Raw genomic sequence first — 18,125 nt, 5'->3', positions numbered from 1 at the left:
CGAAGCTACAGCCGCTCGATCAGGCCGCCCTCCGCGTCGAACACGAAGGCGTCCGGGGTGCGCAGGTTGCGCCACAGGTCGTGGGCGTCGAGGTCCAGCAGCTTGGCCACGTAGAGGCTCAGCACCGTCCCGTGGGTCACGGCGACCAGCGGCCGGATGGGGTGGGCCTCCAGTGCGGCGGCGACCCGCCGGCAGGCTTCCTCGGCGCTCTCCCCGCCGGGCGCCGGGACGTGCGGGTTCGCGAACACCTGGGCGATCCGCTGGCGGAAGTCCTCCTCGGTGCCGAAGGAGGTGTGCTGGCGCTTATGCTCGTGCAGACCGTGCTCGACCTCGACGGCCAATCCCAGGTGCTGGCCGATGATCTCGGCAGTCTGCAACGCCTTTGGCTCCGGGCTGGAAATCGCCGCCTTGGGCGCGAAGGGCGCCAGCTTCTCGGCCAGGGCGGCCACCGCTTCGCGACCCTCTGGGCATAGGCCCCACTGCGGCGGCGGGATGTCGGGGTTGATCACGGGCCGTCCGTGACGCACCAGGATCAGCGAGGCGGCAGTCATGCGGGCCTGCCGATCCGCTTGATCTCCCAGTGGAGATCGATCCCCGTCCTTGCCTTCACATCGGCGCGCACCGCCTCGCCCAGGCCTTCCAGATCGGCGGCGGTCGCCTCGCCCGTGTTGATCATGAAGTTCGAATGCAGGGTCGAGAACATCGCCCCACCATACGGCTTTCCGCGCCACCCCGCCTCATCCACGAGCTTCCACGAGGAGTGGCCCGGGGGATTCTTGAAGGTGGAGCCGCCGGTCTTCTCGCGGATCGGCTGGGTCGTTTCGCGCCGCGCGGTGATCTCGGCGATCCGCGCCTGCACGGCCTCGGGATCGTCGGGGCGGCCTTGATAGGTCGCCTCGACCCAGATGATGTCCGCGGGCGCCTCCGAATGGCGATAGGTGTAGCCGAAGTCCTGCAACGCCAGCTCCCGCCGGGTTCCGGAGCGATCGTAGCCCCAGGCCGATACCAGCACGTCCTTGGTTTCGGAACCGTAGCAGCCGGCGTTCATGGTCAGCGCCCCGCCGATCGTCCCCGGGATGCCGGCATAGAATTCCAGGCCCGCGATGCCCGCCTTGGCCGCGGCCCGCGCCACCGTCGCGTCCAGCGCCGCCGAGCCCGCCGTCACGCGATGGGTCGCCGGGTCGGCCTCCACCCCGGCGAAGGCCCGGCCCGCCAGCCGGATGACCACGCCCGCCACGCCGCCGTCGCGGACGATGACGTTGGAGCCGACGCCTAGCACCGTCACCGGCACGCTGGCCGGCAGCGCCCGCAGGAAGTCGCGCAGATCCTGATGGTCGGCCGGCAGGAACAGCACCTCGGCCGCGCCCCCCACCCGAAACCAGGTGAACGGGCCCAACGGCTCGTCGCGCAGCAGCTTGCCGCGGACCGTCGGGAGATCGTCCCGCCAATCGGTCACGCCAGCGCTTCCAGCTCGCCGGGCAGGGCATAGGCCCAGCTCGTGATGTCGCCCGCGCCCAGCAGCACGACCAAGTCCCCCGGCGCGGTCTCGCCCTTCACCAGCCCGGCCAGGGCGGCGGGCGACGCCAGCGGCAGGACACGGCGGTGGCCATAGCGGCGCATGCCTTCGACCAGGCTGTCCTTGCTCACGCCGTCCAGGGCGGCCTCGCCGGCGGCGTAGACATCGGCCACGATCACCGTGTCGGCATCGTTGAAGCAGGCGCAGAATTCGTCGAACAGGTCGCGCAGGCGCGTATAGCGATGCGGCTGAACCACCGCGACGACCTTGCCGCCGGTGACGGCCCGGGCGGCCTTCAGCACCGAGGCGATCTCCACCGGGTGATGGCCGTAATCGTCGACCACGCGCACGCCGTTCGCAACGCCCGTGGTGGTGAAGCGCCGCTTCACGCCGCCGAACTCGGCCAGCCCCTTGCGGATGCCCGCCTCGTCCATCCCCAGTTCGCGGGCCACGGCCACGGCCGCCAGCGAGTTCAGCACGTTGTGGTGCCCTGCCATCGGCAGGTGCAGGCCATCGAACCGCATCGGCGGCCCGTCATGCGGCCGGATCACGACGTCGTAGCGGGCGCCGTCCGGCCCCATGGTGATGTTCTCGGCCCGCACCTCGGCTTGCGGATTGACGCCGTAGGTCACCAGCCGGCGGTTCTCGACCCGCGCGGCCATGGCCTGGACCTCGGCGTGGTCGGTGCAGATCGCCGCGAAGCCGTAGAAGGGGATGTTCTCCACGAAATCGCGGAACGCCTTCTTCACAGCCTCGAACTCGCCGTAGTGGTCGAGGTGCTCGGGGTCGATGTTGGTGACCACGGCGCAGGTGGACTTCAGCTTCAGGAAGGTGCCGTCGCTCTCGTCGGCTTCGACGACGATCCAGTCGCCCGAACCCACCTTCGCATTGGTGCCATAGGCGTTGATGATCCCGCCGTTCACCACCGTCGGGTCCAGGCCGCCGGCGTCCAGCAGGGAGGCGATCATCGAGGTGGTGGTGGTCTTGCCGTGCGTGCCGCCCACGGCCACCGAGAACTGGAGCCGCATCAGCTCGGCCAGCATCTCCGCCCGCCGCACCAGCGGCAGCCTGCGCTCCCGCGCGGCCACCATCTCGGGATTGTCGGGCTTCACCGCGGTCGAATAGACCACCGCATAGGCGCCTTCGACATGAGCCGGGTCCTGGCCGATGAAGATCTTCGCGCCCAGCTTCTCCAGCCGCTCGGTGTTGGCGCTGGCCTTGGCGTCCGATCCCTGCACCGTATAGCCGGTGCGCATCATGATCTCGGCAATGCCGCTCATGCCGATGCCGCCGATGCCGATGAAGTGCACGGGGCCGATTTCGAAGGGGACGGGTCGACGCGTCATCCCAGCGTGCTAGCCCATCGCGCCGCGTCGGGGAATATCCGCCCTACTTGCGCGCGGCGGCCTCGACGACGTCGGCCAGCCGCTCGGCCGCGTCGGGGATCGCCACCGAGCGCGACGCCGCCGCCATGCGGGCCAGGCGGTCAGGGTTGTTCAGCAGCTTGGTCAGGGCGCCCGAAAGCGATTCCACGGTGAGCTGGCTTTCCCGCGCGACCTCCGCGCCGCCGGCGTCGGCCAGCAGTTTGGCGTTCTGGCCCTGGTCGTCGTCGATGGCGATGGCGAGCGGCACCAGAATGGCCGGCTTCCCCGCCACGGCGAACTCGCAGACGCTGCCCGCCCCGGAGCGGCCGATCACCAGGTGCGCATCGCGCAGGCGGCTGGCTATGTCGCGGAAGAAGGGTGCGATCTCGGCGTCCACCAGGGCGTCGCGATAAGCCCGGCGAGCGGTGTTCATGGATTCGGCGCGGGTCTGCTGCTGGACGATCAGCCGCTTGCGCAGCTCCTCCGGCATCGCCTTCACCGCTTCCGGCACCAGTTCGGAGAGCAGGCGCGCCCCCTGGCTGCCCCCGGTCACCAGCAGGCGCAGCGGGCCATTCGGCTCGGGCGGAATGTAGGGGATCTCGGCTAGCGCCCGGATCGGCGGCCGGACCGGATTGCCCACCACGCGCGCCCGCTCGGCGACGCCCTTCGGCGCCTTGGTCAGGGTCGGGAACGCACAGGCGATGGTCTGGATGTGCGGCGCCAGGAACCGGTTCGCCCGGCCCATCACCGCGTTCTGCTCATGGATCACGGTGGGTCGGCGGTCCATGATCGCGGCCACCAGCGCCGGCGCCGACGGATAGCCGCCGAAGCCGACCACGACGTTAGGGTTGATCTCCCGGAACACCGACCGGGCCTGGAGGGCCCCGCGCAGCACGGCGACGCCCGCGCGCATCATCCCGATGGGGTCGCCCGGCTTGAAGGTCGCCGCCGAGAGGCCGATGCGGCGCTCGGCCGGGAAATCCTGGGCCAGGCCGGCCACGCGCTCGTCCGAAGCCAGCACGATGCCCCAGCCGCGCGCGATCAGGGCCTCGGCCAGCGCCTGGGCGGGGAAGAGGTGCCCACCGGTTCCCCCGGCGGCGACGACGGCGATCTTGCGCATGCCTGGACCGCTGCTCACGCGAACGCGCCGGCCTTGGCGAGGCCTTCGCTGGGCGTGTACGCCCCCGGCCTGCGGCGGGTCAGGGCCAGGGCCAGGCCCATGGTGAGCCCCATGGCCAGCATGGACGAGCCGCCGTAGCTGATGAACGGCAGGGTCATCCCCTTGGTCGGGATGAGGTTGAGATTGACCGCTATGTTGATGATCGCCTGCTGCCCCACCAGCACGAAGAGGCCCGCCGCGGCCACCTGTTCGAAGGGGTCGCTCAGTTTCATGGCGCGATAGAGGCCGCGGACCACCACGAAGGCGAAAAGCGAGATCAGCAGCAGGCTCAGGACCAGGCCGTACTCCTCGGCGCCGACCGAATAGATGAAGTCGGTGTGGAGGTCCGGGACGTGGCGCTTCATCACCCCTTCGCCAGGGCCGCGCCCGAACGCGCCCCCGGCGGCGATGGCCTCGGCCGCGCGATCCACCTGGTGGGTGTCGGCCTTGTCGGGGCTCAGGAAGCGGTCGACGCGGCTGGCCACGTGGGGGAACAGGAAATAGGTCGACGACAGGCCTGCGATCGCCGTGGCGCCCAGCAGCATGACCCACGACATGGGCACGCCCGCCATCCAGAACGCAGCGCCGAAGGCGACGGTGATCAGCACGGTCTGGCCCACGTCCGGCTGGATCAGCAGCAGACCCACCGAGACCGCGTAGAGCCCGAACGCGACGGACACGCCCGGCACGCCCTGCCCCTTCTGGCCCTCGGCGAACATCCAGGCGACCAGGATGATCAGCGCGGGCTTCATGTACTCGGAAGGCTGGAAGGTGAAGCCGCCGAACTCGAGCCAGCGGGTGGCGCCCTTGGCGTTGTGACCGATGAACGGCAGCGCGATCATCACCGCGATGGCGAAAAGCCAGATGAAGAACGACGCCCGGCGCACGCCTTTCACGTCCAGCATCGAGACGCTGATCAGGACTACCGCGGAGGCGGCGGCGAACACGCACTGGCGCACGGCGAAGTGAAACGGATCGCCGATGTTCATCCGGGCCGCCGCCGCGGGGCTGGCGGCGAACGACATCAGGACCCCGATCCCGATCAGGATGCCCACGACCCCCAGCATCCAGCGATCGACGGTCCACCACCAGACGCCCAGCGGCGAGCGGTCCGAACGCGGAAAGGCGTGCGCGTTGCTGGCGGTCGTCATGCGGACGCCTCCGTTGTCTTGCCGGCGGCCAGGGCGGCCACGGCGGCGCGGAACGCCTCGCCCCGGGCCTCGAAGTCGGCGAACTGGTCGAACGAGGCGCAGGCCGGCGACAGCAGAACGATGGCGTCCTTGCCGGACTGGGCGGCGTCCCGATACGCGGCCTGGACAGCCGCGGCGATGGTCCCGCTCTGCACGGCCGGAGCCTTGCCCTCCAGAACCGCGGCGAACGCCGGCGCGGCCTCGCCCACGAGATAGGCCTTGGTCACCCGAGGGAAGAGATCGACTAGGTCGTCGATGCCGCCCGTCTTCGGCTGGCCGCCGGCGATCCAGTAGAATTTCGGATAGCTCGACATGGCCTGGCGCGCGGCGTCGGCGTTGGTGGCCTTGCTGTCGTTGACGAACCGCACCTTGCCCAGGGTCCCGACGGTCTCCATCCGGTGAGCCAGGCCCGGGAAGGTCATCAGCGCGCGGGCGGCGGCGGCGGGATCGATGCCCAGGCCCTTGGCGGCGGCGTAGGCGGCCGCTGCATTCTGCCAGTTATGCCGGCCGGGCAGCGAACGCGCGCGCTTCAGGTCCGCCACCTGCGTGGCGCGATCGCCCGCGGCGTCATACAGCAGGCCGTCGAGGGCATAGACGCCGCGGCTCATGGCCTTGTTGGCCGAGATGGGCACGATGGTGCGGCGGTTGGCGGCGGTGATCTCGGTGCAGATCCGCTGGCCCCAGGCGTCGTCCACGCCGATCACAGCGGTGTCGCCCTTGTCCTGGTTGGCGAGGATGCGCTTCTTGGCCGCCACATAGCCTTCCATGTCGCCGTGCCGCTCAAGGTGGTCCGGCGAAACGTTGAGGATCAGGGCGACGTCGGCGTGCAGGCTGGAGGTCAGGTCGAGCTGGTACGACGACAGCTCCAGCACATAGACCGCGCCCCCGTGCATATCCTCCAGGCTCAGCACGCCCGTGCCGATGTTGCCGCCGATGCGGACGTCCCGGCCGGCCTCGGCGCAGATGTGGCCGATCAGGGCGGTGGTGGTCGACTTGCCGTTCGTGCCGGTGATGGCGACGATCCGCGGCCGCTTGTGCTCCGGGGCGGCATTCACGGTCCGGGCGAACAGCTCGATGTCGCCCAGGATCTCCACGCCGCTGGCCCGCGCCTTCTCGACGGTCCAGTGCGGGTTCGGATGCGTCAGCGGCACGCCGGGCGACAGCATCAGGGCTGCGAACTGCGACCAGTCCGCGGCCGTCAGGTCTGTCACCTCGAACCCCTCGGCCACAGCGGCGTCGCGCGTGGCGGGCTTGTCGTCCCAGAGCGCCACCTTGGCGCCGCCAGCCACAAGGGCGCGCGCCGCGGCCAGCCCCGTGCGGGCCAGCCCGAAGACGGCGACGGTCTTCCCCTCAAAGCCGCGGACCGGGATCATGACGCGGGGCGCACCTCCCTACCTGAGCTTCAGAGTGGCCAGACCGACCAGCGCTAGCATGACCGCGACGATCCAGAACCGGATCACCACGGTGGACTCCGACCAGCCCAGCTTCTCGAAATGGTGGTGCACCGGCGCCATGCGGAACACGCGCTTCCCCGTCAGCTTGAACGAGGCCACCTGCACCACGACCGACAACAGTTCGGCGACGAACAGGCCGCCGATGATGGCGAGAACGATCTCATGGCGCGCGGCGACGGCGATGGCGCCCACCGCCCCGCCCAGGGCCAAAGACCCCGTGTCGCCCATGAAGATCTTGGCGGGCGGGGCGTTGTACCAGAGGAAGCCCAGGCCGGCGCCGATCAGGGCCCCGCACAGCACCGCCAGCTCGCCGACGCCTGGCACGAAGTGGAGCTGCAGGTAATTGGCGAAGACGTAGTTGCCGACGAGATACGTGATGAGGCCGTAGGCTGCGGCCGCGATCATCACCGGCACCGTGGCCAGGCCGTCCAGCCCGTCCGTGAAGTTCACCGCATTGGCCGCGCCCACGATCACGAAGGCGCCGAACAGCAGATAGAACCAGCCCATGTCCACGAAGAGCTGCTTGAAGAGCGGGAAGGTCACCGACGTCAGCAGCTCCGGGCTCTCCGGAGGCTTGGCGGCGAACAGGATGATCAGAGTGATGGCCGCCATGGCGATGGCGGCCTCCAGCACCAGGCGCACGCGCCCCGAGATGCCGGCCGTCGTCTGCTTGGTGACCTTGGAATAGTCGTCCAGAAACCCGAGCAGGCCGTAGCCGGCCGTGACCAGGAGCACGGCCCAGACGTAGACGTTCGACAGGTCGGCCCACAGCAGGGTGCCGGCGAACAGGCCCGCCAGGATCATCACCCCGCCCATGGTGGGGGTGCCGGCCTTCTCGACGATGTGGCGCTCGATGCCCTCGGCGCGGATCGGTTGACCCTTGCCCTGCTTGGCCTTCATCCAGCGGATGAACCGCGAGCCCAGCAGCACGACGACCAGCTGAGCCGTGACGATGGCCAGGCCCGTCCGGGTGGTCTGGTACTTCAGCAGGTTGAGGATCGGAACGTAGCCGGCCGAGGCGAACGTCAGGTAGAGCCAGTAGAACATCAGCCGCGCTCCTCGGACTCGAGCGCAGCCAGGCTCTGGGCGATCAGCCCGGCCTTCGACCCGTTCGACCCCTTCACCATCACCACGTCGCCGGCCTCTACGGCCTGTGCGAGCTGCGGCGCGAGGGCGGCAGCATTCTCGGCGTAGCCGCCTCTCCGAGTCGGCGGAAGGGCGTTCCAAAGGGATTCCATCAGAGGACCGGCGCAGAAGACGAGGTCGATTGACGCAGCCTCCAGCGGCTCGGCCAGTCCGGCATGGAACGCCTCGGCCTCCGGCCCCAGCTCCAGCATGTCGGTCAGGGCGACGATCCGCCGGCCGGGCGTCGTCCGCGCGCCCAGCGTCCGGATGGCCGAGGCCATGGAAATCGGATTGGCGTTGTAGCTCTCGTCGATCAGGGTGAAGGCGCCGCCGGGCGCCGCGACCCTCTTCTCCGCGCCCCGCCCGGCCAGCGGCTCGAACGACCCGAGCGCGGCCAGGCTCTTGTCCAGGTCGACGTCCAGCGCCTCCAGCATCAGCAGCACCGCCATGCTGTTCAGGCCCCAGTGGAGGCCCGTCTGCAGGATCGGGAAGTCCATCGCCTTGCCGTGCAGTCGCGCCTGGACCACGGCGTGGCCCCCAGGGACCTGAAAGTCGATCAGCCGCGCGTCGCAGTCTTCGCCGGTCCCGAAGGTGCGGATCGTGGCCCCCGCCTTCAGCGCCTCAGCCTTCAGCAAGTCGAACCAGCGGTTGTCGGCGTTCAGCACCGCCACGCCGCCGGGCTCCAGCCCCTCGAACACCTCGGCTTTGGCGCGGGCCACGCCTGCCTCGCCATCCGGGAAGTTCTCGGTGTGCACCGGCCCCACCGTCGTCACCAGCGCCGCATGGGGGCGCACGAAGCGGGTCAGCGGCCGGATCTCGTCGGCGTGGTTCATGCCGATCTCGAACACCGCCCGCTGGGTGGCCGCCGGCATCCGCGCCAGGGTCAGGGGCACGCCGATGTGGTTGTTGTAGCTCTTCACCGACGAATGCGCCGGCCCGGCCAGCCTGAGGCCCGCCATGATCGCCTGGGTGACGCTGGTCTTGCCCACCGAGCCGGTGACCGCGGCCCGCCGAGCCTCCGTCGCCCGCTCGCGCGCCGCCACGCCCAGCTTCTCAAGCGCCGCCAGGGTGTCGCCGGCCTTCACGAACGGCGCGTCAACGTCCTGTGACACCAGGGCTCCGGCCGCACCCTTGGCCATGGCCTGGGCGACGAACTCGTGGCCGTCGCGAACGCCGGCCAGGGCTACGAACAGGTCGCCCGGCTCCAGCGTGCGGGTGTCGATCGAGACTCCGGTGGCGGTGAAACCGCCGCCTTCCGCCCCGCCCGTCGCCCTCGCTATGTCTGCCGAGGTCCAGAGCGGGTCAGCCATGGACAAGCTCCAGGGCTTTGGCCGTCTCCTCGACGTCATCGAAGGGATGGGTGACGCCGGCCACGATCTGCCCCTGCTCATGGCCCTTGCCGGCCACCACCAGGATGTCGCCGTCCTCAAGCATAGCGGCCGCGGCGCGGATCGCCTCGCGCCGGTCGCCGATCTCCTTGGCGCCTCTGGCTCCCGCCAGCACATCGGCGCGGATCGCGGCCGGCACTTCCGAACGCGGATTGTCGTCGGTGACGATGGCGACATCGGCCAGGCGCGCAGCCGCCTCGCCCATCAGCGGGCGCTTGCCCTTGTCGCGGTCGCCGCCGGCGCCGAACACCACGATCAGCCGGCCGCGCACGTGCGGGCGCAGGGCGCTCAGCACCGTCTCCAGCCCGTCCGGCGTATGGGCGTAGTCCACATAGGCTTCCCCCCCGCGCGGTCCGGCTCCCACCCGCTGCAGCCGGCCCGGCGCGCCGTTCAGCCGCTCCAGCCCCGCGAAGGTGTCCTCGAAGCTCAGCCCCGCTGCGCGGCAGAGGCCCGCCGCGACCAGGGCGTTGGACGCCTGGAAGGCGCCGGCCAGCGGCAGCCGAACGTCCCACATCCGGCCGTCGGCGCGGATCTTCAGCCGCTGGCCGTCGGGCAGCAGGGTCCGCTCCATCAGTTTCAGCGCCTGGCCGGTCTCGCCGACGCTCATCACCCGCTGGCCCGAGACCACCGAGGCGGCGGCGAAGAACGGGAAGGCCTCGTTGTCGGCGTTCAGCACCGCGGTGGCGCCCCGGGGCATCAGCTGCTCGAACAGGCGCAGCTTCGCCTTCATATAGGCGTCCATGGTCAGGTGGTAGTCGAGGTGGTCCTGGCTGAGGTTCAGGAACCCGGCCGCCGACAGCCGCACCCCGTCCAGCCGGCGCTGATCGATGCCGTGCGAGGAGGCCTCCATGGCGAAGTGGGTCACGCCCAGCCGGCTGATGTGCATCAGCAGTTCGGCCACGTCGCCGGCGTCGGGCGTCGTCAGCCCCGGCGGCGTCACCTGCAGGTCGGCCTCTCCAGGCCGCGAGACGGTCACGCCCAGCGTGCCCATGCTGGCGGAGGCATGGCCCGCGCCTGCGAACATCTGGCGGCAGAAGTTGGCCACCGAGGTCTTGCCGTTGGTGCCCGTCACCGCCACGCAGGTCTGCGGCTGGCGGCCCCAGAAGTTGGCGGCGGCCAGGGCATAGCCCCGGCGCGGATCGCGGCAGACGACCGTCGGCACCGAGAGGTTCAGGTCCAGGTCGGCGATCACCGCCGCCGCGCCCGCTTCCACGGCCTTGGCCGCGAAGGCCGCGCCGTCGACCGTCGAGCCCGGCAGCGCGGCGAACAGGAAACCCGGCTTCACCTTGCGGCTGTCGGCCGTGACGCCCGTGATCTCGGGATCGACGCCCAGGTGGCGCTTTACGAGGCTGGTCAGGCGAACGGTCATTGCCCTTCGCCCATCTGTTCGACGCTGGGCGGCTCCACCGGGATGGCCTGGCCCACATCGGCGCGGCGGGTGACGCCCAGGAACGGCGCGATCCGCTCGATCACGCGGCCGGCCGCCGGCGCCGCCACCCAGCCCCCCGTGGAATAGCCGGCGCTGCGGGCGGTGCCATGGGGCTCGTCCAGCAGGATCAGGACGAAGTAGCGCTTGGCGTCCACCGGGCCCGTGGTCGGGAAGACCGCCGCGAACGAGGACACCTGGCGGCTGCGGCTGTAGCCGCGGATCGCCGGGTCGTACTTCTCGCCGGTGCCGGTCTTACCACCCACGGACAGACCCGGCATGTTCGCCGACCGGCCACTGCCGCTCTCGCCGCTGACGTTGGCGCGCATGATCGACAGCATCTGCAGCGAGGTGCGTTCCGACATGACACGGGGACCATCGACCTTCGCGCCGGGTTCCAGCTTGCGGATCGTCAGCGGGATCAACTTTCCGCCGTTCAGGATCGTGCCGTAGGCGCGCGCCAGGGCCAGCGGCGTGACGTTGATGCCGTGGCCGAACGAGGTGGAGGCGACGGCGTCCTCGTTCCACACCTTGGGCGTCAGCGGACGGGCGCTTTCGACGAGCTCCACCTTGGCCGGCGTGGTCAGGCCGAGGCCCGCGAAGTAGCGGCCCATCTGCTGCGGGCCGACGCTCTCGGCCAGTTTGGCGGTGCCGATGTTGGACGAATGCTGGAACACCTCGACCAGCGTCAGCACCTTCCGGGCGGCGTGGTAGTCGTGGATCGTGCGGTAGCCCAGCTTGTAGGGGTTGCGGGCGTCGAAGGTGCTCTCCGGCGTCGCCACGCCGCTGTCCAGGCCGATGGCGACCGTGAAGGCTTTGAACGTCGAGCCCATCTCGTAGACGGTGGCCGCGGCGCGGTTGGTCTGGGCGTAGACGCCCGCCTTGCCGGGCTTGTTGGGATCGTAGGCCGGCCAGCTGGCCATGCCCAGGATCTCGCCGGTGTGGACGTCGGTCACCAGGCCCACCGCGCCCTTGGGCGTGAACTCGGCGACGGCCTTGTAGAGCTCGTCCTCCAGGGCTCCCTGGACCCGCAGGTCGATCGACAGCGGGACCGGCGAGCCGTTGCGGGCCGCGGCGCGGATATCGTCGTTGAAGGCGGCCTCCGCTCCCGAGATGCCCTCGCCGCCGGCGTCGGAGAAGCCCACGATATGCGCGGCCGAGGTGCCCAGGGGATAGACGCGGCGCTGCTCGGGTTCGAAGCTGACGCCCGGCAGGCCCAGCTCGTGCACCCGGTTGCGCTCCTGGGGCGTCAGGGCGCCCAGCACGAAGATCCGGCGGTTGCCGCGCAGCGCCCGCTCCAGGCGCTCGGGCTCCAAGTTCGGCAGGGTGCGGAGCAGGCTGCGGCGGGTCTCCTCGGTCTCCCAGATCTCCCGCGGGTCGATGTAGAGGCCGTAGTGCAGCAGGTCGGCGGCCAGCAGCATCCCGTTGCGGTCGACGAGGTCGGCGCGCGAGGCGCCCAGCGCCGCGAGCGATCCACCGCTGCGGACATCCGAGAACAGCGCAGCCCGCGTGGCGCCGATAGCCAGGGTCATGAAGCCCAGGGTGAACAGCGCCAGGACGAAGAAGATCCGCAGCCGGGTGTCGTCCTCGGCCTTGCCAGAGGCGCGGGCGCGCTCGAACGCATGCTCCAGGCCCCAGACGCGTTCGATCAACCAGCGCGGCAGGCCCGTACGGCCGAATGCCTGTTGGCTGAAGCTCATCGCGGAACCTCGGGCGGACGCGGCGCCTGGGCCACGCGCACAGGGTTGGCCTCGGGCGGCGGCGGGGGCGGCACGCCGGGGACCACGTTGGCGCCGTCGACCATCGCCGCCACGGCCGAGACGGCCTTGGCCTTCTTCGGCGGGCCGGCGCGGGCGAGATCGATGATCTGGTCGGGGGTCGCCTCGCGGTGGGCCGTCACCGGCTCCATCTTCAGGTAGGTGACCGACAGGCGCTCGAGCCGGCCCGGCTGTTCCAGGTGCGCCACCTCGGCCTGCAGCAGGCGGATGCGGGCCTTCTCGGCCTTGATCTGCCGCTCGATGGTGGCGATCTCCGCCCGTTCGCGGCCGGCCATGGTCTTGGCCAGGTAGACCCCGAGAATGACCGTCACCAGCAGGCCTACGCCCACCAGGTCCACTAGGCGGAAGCCCCGCACGCGGCGCGTGAAGACGCTCATGCGGCTTTCCTCCACGCCGGCGCATCGGTGCGCACGGCCGCCCTCAGCTTGGCCGAGCGGGCCCGGGGATTGGCGGCCGTCTCCGCCTCGGACGGAGCCTTGGCGCCGTTGAACAGCAGCCGGAAGCTGGGCTCGGCGCCCTTGGCCACGGGCGGCGCGTGGCGCGACCCGGCGGGCGTGCGGCCGGACCGCTCGCCCAGGAACGCTTTCACGATCCGGTCTTCCAGCGAGTGAAACGTGACGACGCAGAGGCGCCCGCCAGCCTTCAGCACGCGCTCGGCGGCCACCAGCCCGGCCTCCAGCTCAGCCAACTCCTCGTTCACGGCGATGCGCAGGCCCTGGAAGGTGCGGGTCGCCGGATGGATCTTGGCGCCGCGGCGGCCGCCCAGCGCCTTCTCCACGAACTCGGCCAGCTCCAGCGTGCGGCTGAACGGCTGCTCCTCGCGGCGGCGGATGATGGCCCGCGCGATCCGGCGGCTCTCCCGCTCCTCGCCATAGACGAAGATGATCCGCGCCAGCTCTTCCTGCTCCAGGGTGTTGACCAGGTCGGCCGCGGTCGGGCCGGTATCGCCCATCCGCATGTCCAGCGGGCCGTCCTGCATAAACGAAAAGCCCCGCTCGGCCTGGTCGATCTGCATCGAGCTCACGCCGAGGTCGAGGGCCACGCCGTCGGCGCGACCCTCGCCCAGCACCGCGTCCATCTCCGAGAATCTCGCCTCGACAAGGCTGAAACGATCTTCCGGAAATCCCGCGGCGAAGCGACGGACCGTAGGGTCGCGGTCAAAGGCCACGACCTTCGCTCCCGTCGCCAGGAAGGCGCGGCTGTAGCCACCCGCGCCGAAAGTGCCGTCCACCACGACGTCGCCCGGCCCGATGGCCAGATGCTCGACGACCTCGTTCAGGAGGACAGAAATGTGCGGGGCGCCGCTCATGCCGCGCCTCCGAGGCGGGCGGCGCGCTGCTTGGCGCGCATGTCGGCCAAGCCGCTGCGCGCCCGCTCGCGGTCGGCGGCGCGCTGGGCCCGGTAGGCGTCCCGCTCCCAGATCTCGAAACGGTCGCGCAGACCCACCACGGCCACCCAATCGGTGATGCCGTACTGTTCGCACAGCAGCTCTGGCAGGGTTATCCGGCCGGCGGTGTCGAACGACAGCTTCTGCATTTCCCCGAACACGTTGCGTTCGATGGAGTCGCGCAGTTCGTCGCCGAATTCCAGCTCGTCGGCCATGGCGCCGTAGCGGTCGAACAGGGCCTGGCCGCCACCCTCGATGCAGTCCGAACGGATCGACGGGAACACGAAGACGCCATCCGCCGGCCCCGAGAGCGCGGCGCGGTACTCCTGCGGCACAACGATGCGCCGCTTCGCGTCCAGCTGCTTCTCGAAGGTCGAGAGAAACATCTCTCCGTCCGGCCCCCTGCCCTTCGCCGATCAGCCTGAGTTCGCGCCCCGACCCGCCACTCTGACCGACGAATTGCAATTGGGTTAACATGGGATCGAGTGGGTTTCAATGACACTGACTGACTATTTGAACCGAAACAAAGGTGTCTTTCGGTCGCATGTCGGGTCGCCCCAAGTTGTCCACAGAACATACGCGGAACTATTAGTTAACAGCAGCGCTTCTTCCTTCCGCGCAGAGGGCGGCGGCGCTGCAAATGGGGAAGATGCGGATCAGACGGCCTGTAAGCCGGGTTCTGTGCCGCCCCTTGCGGGACGCGGCGGTCATTCCTCTGGACCGCTCCTCGCGGAACGGTTCTCGCGACCTACCCGGACCCCTCGGAGCGGCGACGCTCCTACCCGCCAGTATCCTTGCGGACTTGGCCGGGCGCGGGATCCCTATTCGGTCTTGCTCCTGGCGGGGCTTGCCATGCGACCTCTGTTACCAGCGGCCCGGTGCGCTCTTACCGCACCCTTTCACCCTTACCGGCGCCGAAGCGCCGGCGGTTTGCTCTCTGTGGCGCTATCCCTGGGGTCGCCCCCGGCGGGCGTTACCCGCCGCCATGTCGTCGTGGAGCCCGGACTTTCCTCGACCCACCAACTTGCGTTGAGGGCCGCGACCGCCCGGCCGTCTGATCCGCGGCGGAAGGTGAGGATTTGTCCTTGAGAGTCAAGCCGCAAGGCGCAGCAGCGCAATGAGCCGCGCCCGGGTCTCGCCATCGGCGATCCCGTCGACCCGCTCCGGCCGCCAGTGCCGCTGGAAGGCGCGGACCACGGCCGTCGTGTCGGCGTCGAACCGGCCGGACGGCGGCAGGTCGTAGCCGAGCCGCGTAAAGCCCGCCTGCAACGCGAAGACGGCGGCGCCCTCCTCCCCCTCCCCGACGGGCTGGCCCGGCGCGGCGGGCGCCTCGGCCCACAGGCCGTGACCGGCCTCGGCCAGGCGCTTCCAGGGGAACAGCTCCCCCGGGTCGTCCTTGCGGGCGGGGGCCACGTCGGAATGGCCGACGATGTCGCGGTCTTCGATCGTCCAGCGGGTGCGGATATCGGCGGTCAGAGCGATCACGGCGGCCACCTGCGCCTCCGGGAAGGGTCGGTAGCCGAACTCGTGCCCCGGATTGACGATCTCGATGCCGATGGAGTCGCCGTTCACGTTCCGGCGGCCGCGCCAGTAGGAGACGCCCGCGTGCCAGGCCCGGCGCTCCTCCGGCACCAGCCGGAAGATCCGTCCATCCTCCTCCACCACGTAATGGGACGAGACCTTGGCCTCCGGGTCGCGCAGCCGGGCGATCGCCTCCTCGCCCGTCCGCATGCCGGTGTAGTGGAGCACCAGGATGCTGGGCGTGACCGTTCGCGGGTCGAAATTGGGCGACGGGGCCTCGATCACGTTCATTCGGGACGGTTCCGCATGGCGAGCAACATGGACATGACCTGGTTCGCCCTGAGCGCGATGATCAGGACGCCGACCAGCGCAAGGACGCTGCCGATGGCCAGGCGCGGCCCGAACGGCTCGTCCAGCACGGCGACGCCCAGCCCGATGGTGGCCAGGGGCGTCACCAGGATCAACGCCGAGATCAGGTTGGCCTCGTAGCGCTGCAGCAGGGTGACATAGAGGGTGTGCGCGCCCACCGAGACCACCACGGCGGAGAAGACCAGGGCGGCCCAGAACGGCAGGCCCGCGGCGATCGCCTTGTCCACCTGCCCCGGCTCCAGCCACGCCGACAGCAGCGCCATGGGCAGGACGGACACCAGGCCGACCCAGGCCTGGAAGGTGATGGGGCGCATCCCCTCCATCTGCTTGGTGAGGATCACGCCGATCCCCGACATCACCGTGGCCCCGGCCACCAGCAGCAGGCCGGCCGAGAGCGTGAAGCCCGCAGGGTTCCACATGACGGTGAGCACTCCCGCGAAAGTCAGCGCTATGCCCAGGCCTCGTCGCCAGCGGATCCGCTCGCCCAGGAAGATCACCGACAGGATCAGGGTGATGGGCATGCCCAGCTGCAGCACAACCGCCGCCGTGGAGGCCGTCGAATACTTCAGGCCGACGAACATCAGGCCGAAGTTGCCGCCGCCCATCAGGAACGCCGTCAGGACCAGGCGCCAGGTGGGCTTGGGCGCCGGCCGCAGGAACGGGACCAGCATCGCCGCCACGATGGCGAAGCGTGCGGCCGCGTAGAACAGCGGCGGCACGTCGAGGTCGCTTACCACGTACTTCGAGATGATGTTGTTGACCGCCCAGACCACGCACATGGCCATCAGCAGGCCGAAGTCGCGGAGGGCCATGCGCCCGGGTTAGGACGCTATGCCCCCCGGGCGCAACCTCAAGCCTTGAAGAAGGCTTCGAGGTCGGCGTTCAGCTGATCCATATGGGTGACGAAAAGCCCATGCGGCGCGCCGGGATAGACCTTCAGCTCCGCGCCCCGGATCCCCGCCGCCAGCCGCTGGCCGGTGATGGCGAGCGGCGCCGAGACATCTTTGTCCCCATGGATGACCAGCGTGGGCCGGTCGATCCTGGCCAGGTCCGGCCGTAGGTCCTTGCCGATCAGGGCCTTGAACGCGGCCACGGCCACCGGCACGGGTGTCGCGACCAGCTGATCGGTCAGCCACGCCTTCATCGCCGGCGAGGTTTCCGGCGTGAAGAACGGCGCCTGATTTGCCATGGCCCACCCGGGAAAGTCGGCGGCGTAGGCCTTGAGCGTCGCCTGGTGGTAGGCCATCGGTGCGCCAAAGGGGTTATCGGCCGTCTGCACCACATAGGGGCCCACGGCGGCGACCAGGACGACCTTCTTCACCTTCGCCGTGCCGTGCCGGCCCAGGTAGCGGATCACCTCGGCCCCGCCCATGGAATGCCCCACCAGGATCACATCTTTGAGGCCCAGCGTCTCGATCACCGCGCCCAGGTCATCGGCCAGCGTGTCCATGTCATATCCGCGGCCCGGGACATCCGAGCGCCCGTGCCCGCGGCGATCGAAGGCGATGCAGCGAAAGCCGCGCTCGGCGAGATGCGCCACCTGATAAGCCCACATCTCGCTGGAAAGCGCCCAGCTGGACGCGAACACCACCGGCTGGCCCTCGCCCCAGTCGCGGAAGTAGAGGCGGGTTCCATCCCGCGCCTGCACGACGGCGGGCTGGTGCGTCCGCGCCTGGACGGGGCGCCCGCCGATGGCGAGCATCGATCCGGTGGCCAGGCTCGAGGTGATGATATCGCGGCGGTTCATCGGCATCTCCCTTTCTGGCGGGAGATGAGCCCGGCCCCGGAGGCGGGTCGATTACGCGGCAGGTAATGCTGCAGCGTTGCTCAGCGAGGAGAAGGCCGGGATCTCAGTTCTTGCGGCGGGTGAAGCGCAAGGCCGTCAGGGTCTGGGAAAAGCCCACGACCTTGCTGTCGACCAGGCCCGCGGCCCTGGCGGCGGCCATTACGTCGACATCCTTCACGGCGGCGGCCTTGCCCTTGCGCGACAGGATCCAAAGCGCGCCGCCCTCGGCCAGCGCCGGGATCAGGCCACCGACCTTCGCCAGCTCCTCGGCGCTGTCGGCCGCGTAGAACAGGAGGTCCAGCCCCGAGAGCTCTTTCACCGGCTGCGCGCCCCGTTCCGCCAGCTCCGCGGTGAACGTATCGTCCGCGACACCGATCACGGCGGTGCGCATCCCGGGTTTCACGCCGATCTTGTCGAGGCGGCCTCTGGGATTGGTGATGGCGTCGGCCCAGGCGGCGGCCTGCTTCTCGCCCAGCGGGAACCGCGCGCCGTCGGCCAGCACCAGGTCGCCGCCCTCCGCGCGGACGCCCTTCAGCGCCTCGGCGTCCCACACCCGCCGCTGAGCCCCGCGGAACAACAGCTTCACGCCTTCGTACTGAAGCCGGCCGCTGTCCGGACCGTCCGCGAAGCTGCCCGTCGTCTGAACGTCCTTGCCCATCGCA

17 protein-coding genes and 1 other RNA gene are annotated in these 18,125 nt (G+C 70.0%); all 18 read right to left on the bottom strand.

All coding sequences use genetic code 11. The annotated features are described in order from the left end of the window. Nucleotides 1-5: 5 nt before the first annotated feature. Nucleotides 6-551, bottom strand: coding sequence for a histidine phosphatase family protein (locus tag AX721_RS16165; RefSeq protein ID WP_068877027.1), 546 nt, complete (start codon nucleotides 549-551; stop codon nucleotides 6-8). Continuing rightward, on the bottom strand, nucleotides 548-1,456 hold the full coding sequence (murB, locus tag AX721_RS16160) for a UDP-N-acetylmuramate dehydrogenase (RefSeq protein ID WP_068877026.1): 909 nt from the start codon (nucleotides 1,454-1,456) through the stop codon (nucleotides 548-550). The genes AX721_RS16165 and murB overlap by 4 nt, the downstream gene beginning before the upstream one ends. Further along, on the bottom strand, nucleotides 1,453-2,862 hold the full coding sequence (gene murC / locus AX721_RS16155; protein ID WP_068877025.1) for a UDP-N-acetylmuramate--L-alanine ligase: 1,410 nt from the start codon (nucleotides 2,860-2,862) through the stop codon (nucleotides 1,453-1,455). Before murC ends, murB begins: the two co-directional genes overlap by 4 nt. Nucleotides 2,863-2,905: 43 nt before the next feature. Next, nucleotides 2,906-4,000 carry an undecaprenyldiphospho-muramoylpentapeptide beta-N-acetylglucosaminyltransferase gene (murG, locus tag AX721_RS16150; RefSeq protein WP_068877024.1) on the bottom strand — a complete coding sequence of 365 codons (1,095 nt, stop codon included), beginning with the start codon at nucleotides 3,998-4,000 and terminating at the stop codon, nucleotides 2,906-2,908. Between the two features lie 14 nt (nucleotides 4,001-4,014). Next, on the bottom strand, nucleotides 4,015-5,190 hold the full coding sequence (ftsW, locus tag AX721_RS16145) for a putative lipid II flippase FtsW (RefSeq protein ID WP_068877023.1): 1,176 nt from the start codon (nucleotides 5,188-5,190) through the stop codon (nucleotides 4,015-4,017). Then, nucleotides 5,187-6,602, bottom strand: coding sequence for a UDP-N-acetylmuramoyl-L-alanine--D-glutamate ligase (gene murD, locus AX721_RS16140; RefSeq protein ID WP_068877022.1), 1,416 nt, complete (start codon nucleotides 6,600-6,602; stop codon nucleotides 5,187-5,189). Before murD ends, ftsW begins: the two co-directional genes overlap by 4 nt. 18 nt (nucleotides 6,603-6,620) lie before the next feature. Continuing rightward, nucleotides 6,621-7,730 (bottom strand): phospho-N-acetylmuramoyl-pentapeptide-transferase, encoded by a 1,110-nt coding sequence (mraY, locus tag AX721_RS16135; protein ID WP_068877021.1) that lies wholly within the window; start codon nucleotides 7,728-7,730, stop codon nucleotides 6,621-6,623. Further along, nucleotides 7,730-9,118, bottom strand: a complete 1,389-nt coding sequence (murF, locus tag AX721_RS16130; protein ID WP_068877020.1) for a UDP-N-acetylmuramoyl-tripeptide--D-alanyl-D-alanine ligase — start codon at nucleotides 9,116-9,118, stop codon at nucleotides 7,730-7,732. Before murF ends, mraY begins: the two co-directional genes overlap by 1 nt. Further along, a complete protein-coding gene (locus AX721_RS16125; RefSeq protein WP_068877019.1) occupies nucleotides 9,111-10,565 on the bottom strand; it encodes a UDP-N-acetylmuramoyl-L-alanyl-D-glutamate--2,6-diaminopimelate ligase in 1,455 nt (484 codons plus the stop codon). Before AX721_RS16125 ends, murF begins: the two co-directional genes overlap by 8 nt. Then, nucleotides 10,562-12,322 (bottom strand): penicillin-binding protein 2, encoded by a 1,761-nt coding sequence (locus AX721_RS16120; RefSeq protein ID WP_068877018.1) that lies wholly within the window; start codon nucleotides 12,320-12,322, stop codon nucleotides 10,562-10,564. Before AX721_RS16120 ends, AX721_RS16125 begins: the two co-directional genes overlap by 4 nt. Continuing rightward, on the bottom strand, nucleotides 12,319-12,777 hold the full coding sequence (locus AX721_RS16115; RefSeq protein WP_068877017.1) for a hypothetical protein: 459 nt from the start codon (nucleotides 12,775-12,777) through the stop codon (nucleotides 12,319-12,321). Before AX721_RS16115 ends, AX721_RS16120 begins: the two co-directional genes overlap by 4 nt. Continuing rightward, nucleotides 12,774-13,709 carry a 16S rRNA (cytosine(1402)-N(4))-methyltransferase RsmH gene (rsmH, locus tag AX721_RS16110; RefSeq protein WP_068877016.1) on the bottom strand — a complete coding sequence of 312 codons (936 nt, stop codon included), beginning with the start codon at nucleotides 13,707-13,709 and terminating at the stop codon, nucleotides 12,774-12,776. The genes AX721_RS16115 and rsmH overlap by 4 nt, the downstream gene beginning before the upstream one ends. After that, nucleotides 13,706-14,173: a division/cell wall cluster transcriptional repressor MraZ gene (locus AX721_RS16105; protein ID WP_068877015.1), complete on the bottom strand. Its 468-nt coding sequence runs from the start codon at nucleotides 14,171-14,173 to the stop codon at nucleotides 13,706-13,708. The genes rsmH and AX721_RS16105 overlap by 4 nt, the downstream gene beginning before the upstream one ends. A gap of 266 nt (nucleotides 14,174-14,439) precedes the next feature. Beyond that, an RNA gene (gene rnpB, locus AX721_RS16100) (RNase P RNA component class A) lies at nucleotides 14,440-14,845 on the bottom strand. Nucleotides 14,846-14,879: 34 nt separating this feature from the next. Further along, entirely contained in the window at nucleotides 14,880-15,599 is a 720-nt protein-coding gene (locus AX721_RS16095; RefSeq protein WP_068877014.1) for an N-acetylmuramoyl-L-alanine amidase, read from the bottom strand. Further along, complete coding sequence (locus AX721_RS16090) at nucleotides 15,596-16,489, bottom strand: DMT family transporter (RefSeq protein WP_068877013.1); 894 nt, start codon at nucleotides 16,487-16,489, stop codon at nucleotides 15,596-15,598. Before AX721_RS16090 ends, AX721_RS16095 begins: the two co-directional genes overlap by 4 nt. 38 nt (nucleotides 16,490-16,527) lie before the next feature. Beyond that, nucleotides 16,528-17,424, bottom strand: coding sequence for an alpha/beta fold hydrolase (locus tag AX721_RS16085; RefSeq protein ID WP_068877012.1), 897 nt, complete (start codon nucleotides 17,422-17,424; stop codon nucleotides 16,528-16,530). Nucleotides 17,425-17,527: 103 nt separating this feature from the next. Then, entirely contained in the window at nucleotides 17,528-18,121 is a 594-nt protein-coding gene (locus tag AX721_RS16080; RefSeq protein ID WP_082765510.1) for a DUF3052 family protein, read from the bottom strand. Nucleotides 18,122-18,125 lie beyond the last annotated feature (4 nt).

Source organism: Phenylobacterium sp. CCH9-H3 (genome assembly GCF_001557235.1).
In the GTDB taxonomy this organism is placed as follows: Bacteria; Pseudomonadota; Alphaproteobacteria; order Caulobacterales; family Caulobacteraceae; genus Phenylobacterium.
This window is presented reverse-complemented; position numbering and strand designations above follow the sequence as displayed.

Bases quoted from the DNA above. Each gene is read 5' to 3' on its own strand.
- AX721_RS16165 (WP_068877027.1), bottom strand. From the start codon at position 551: ATGACTGCCGCCTCGCTGATCCTGGTGCGTCACGGACGGCCCGTGATC.
- murC (WP_068877025.1), bottom strand. From the start codon at position 2,862: ATGACGCGTCGACCCGTCCCCTTCGAAATCGGCCCCGTGCACTTCATC.
- murG (WP_068877024.1), bottom strand. From the start codon at position 4,000: ATGCGCAAGATCGCCGTCGTCGCCGCCGGGGGAACCGGTGGGCACCTC.
- ftsW (WP_068877023.1), bottom strand. From the start codon at position 5,190: ATGACGACCGCCAGCAACGCGCACGCCTTTCCGCGTTCGGACCGCTCG.
- murD (WP_068877022.1), bottom strand. From the start codon at position 6,602: ATGATCCCGGTCCGCGGCTTTGAGGGGAAGACCGTCGCCGTCTTCGGG.
- mraY (WP_068877021.1), bottom strand. From the start codon at position 7,730: ATGTTCTACTGGCTCTACCTGACGTTCGCCTCGGCCGGCTACGTTCCG.
- murF (WP_068877020.1), bottom strand. From the start codon at position 9,118: ATGGCTGACCCGCTCTGGACCTCGGCAGACATAGCGAGGGCGACGGGC.
- AX721_RS16125 (WP_068877019.1), bottom strand. From the start codon at position 10,565: ATGACCGTTCGCCTGACCAGCCTCGTAAAGCGCCACCTGGGCGTCGAT.
- AX721_RS16120 (WP_068877018.1), bottom strand. From the start codon at position 12,322: ATGAGCTTCAGCCAACAGGCATTCGGCCGTACGGGCCTGCCGCGCTGG.
- AX721_RS16115 (WP_068877017.1), bottom strand. From the start codon at position 12,777: ATGAGCGTCTTCACGCGCCGCGTGCGGGGCTTCCGCCTAGTGGACCTG.
- rsmH (WP_068877016.1), bottom strand. From the start codon at position 13,709: ATGAGCGGCGCCCCGCACATTTCTGTCCTCCTGAACGAGGTCGTCGAG.
- AX721_RS16105 (WP_068877015.1), bottom strand. From the start codon at position 14,173: ATGTTTCTCTCGACCTTCGAGAAGCAGCTGGACGCGAAGCGGCGCATC.
- AX721_RS16095 (WP_068877014.1), bottom strand. From the start codon at position 15,599: ATGAACGTGATCGAGGCCCCGTCGCCCAATTTCGACCCGCGAACGGTC.
- AX721_RS16090 (WP_068877013.1), bottom strand. From the start codon at position 16,489: ATGGCCCTCCGCGACTTCGGCCTGCTGATGGCCATGTGCGTGGTCTGG.
- AX721_RS16085 (WP_068877012.1), bottom strand. From the start codon at position 17,424: ATGAACCGCCGCGATATCATCACCTCGAGCCTGGCCACCGGATCGATG.
- AX721_RS16080 (WP_082765510.1), bottom strand. From the start codon at position 18,121: ATGGGCAAGGACGTTCAGACGACGGGCAGCTTCGCGGACGGTCCGGAC.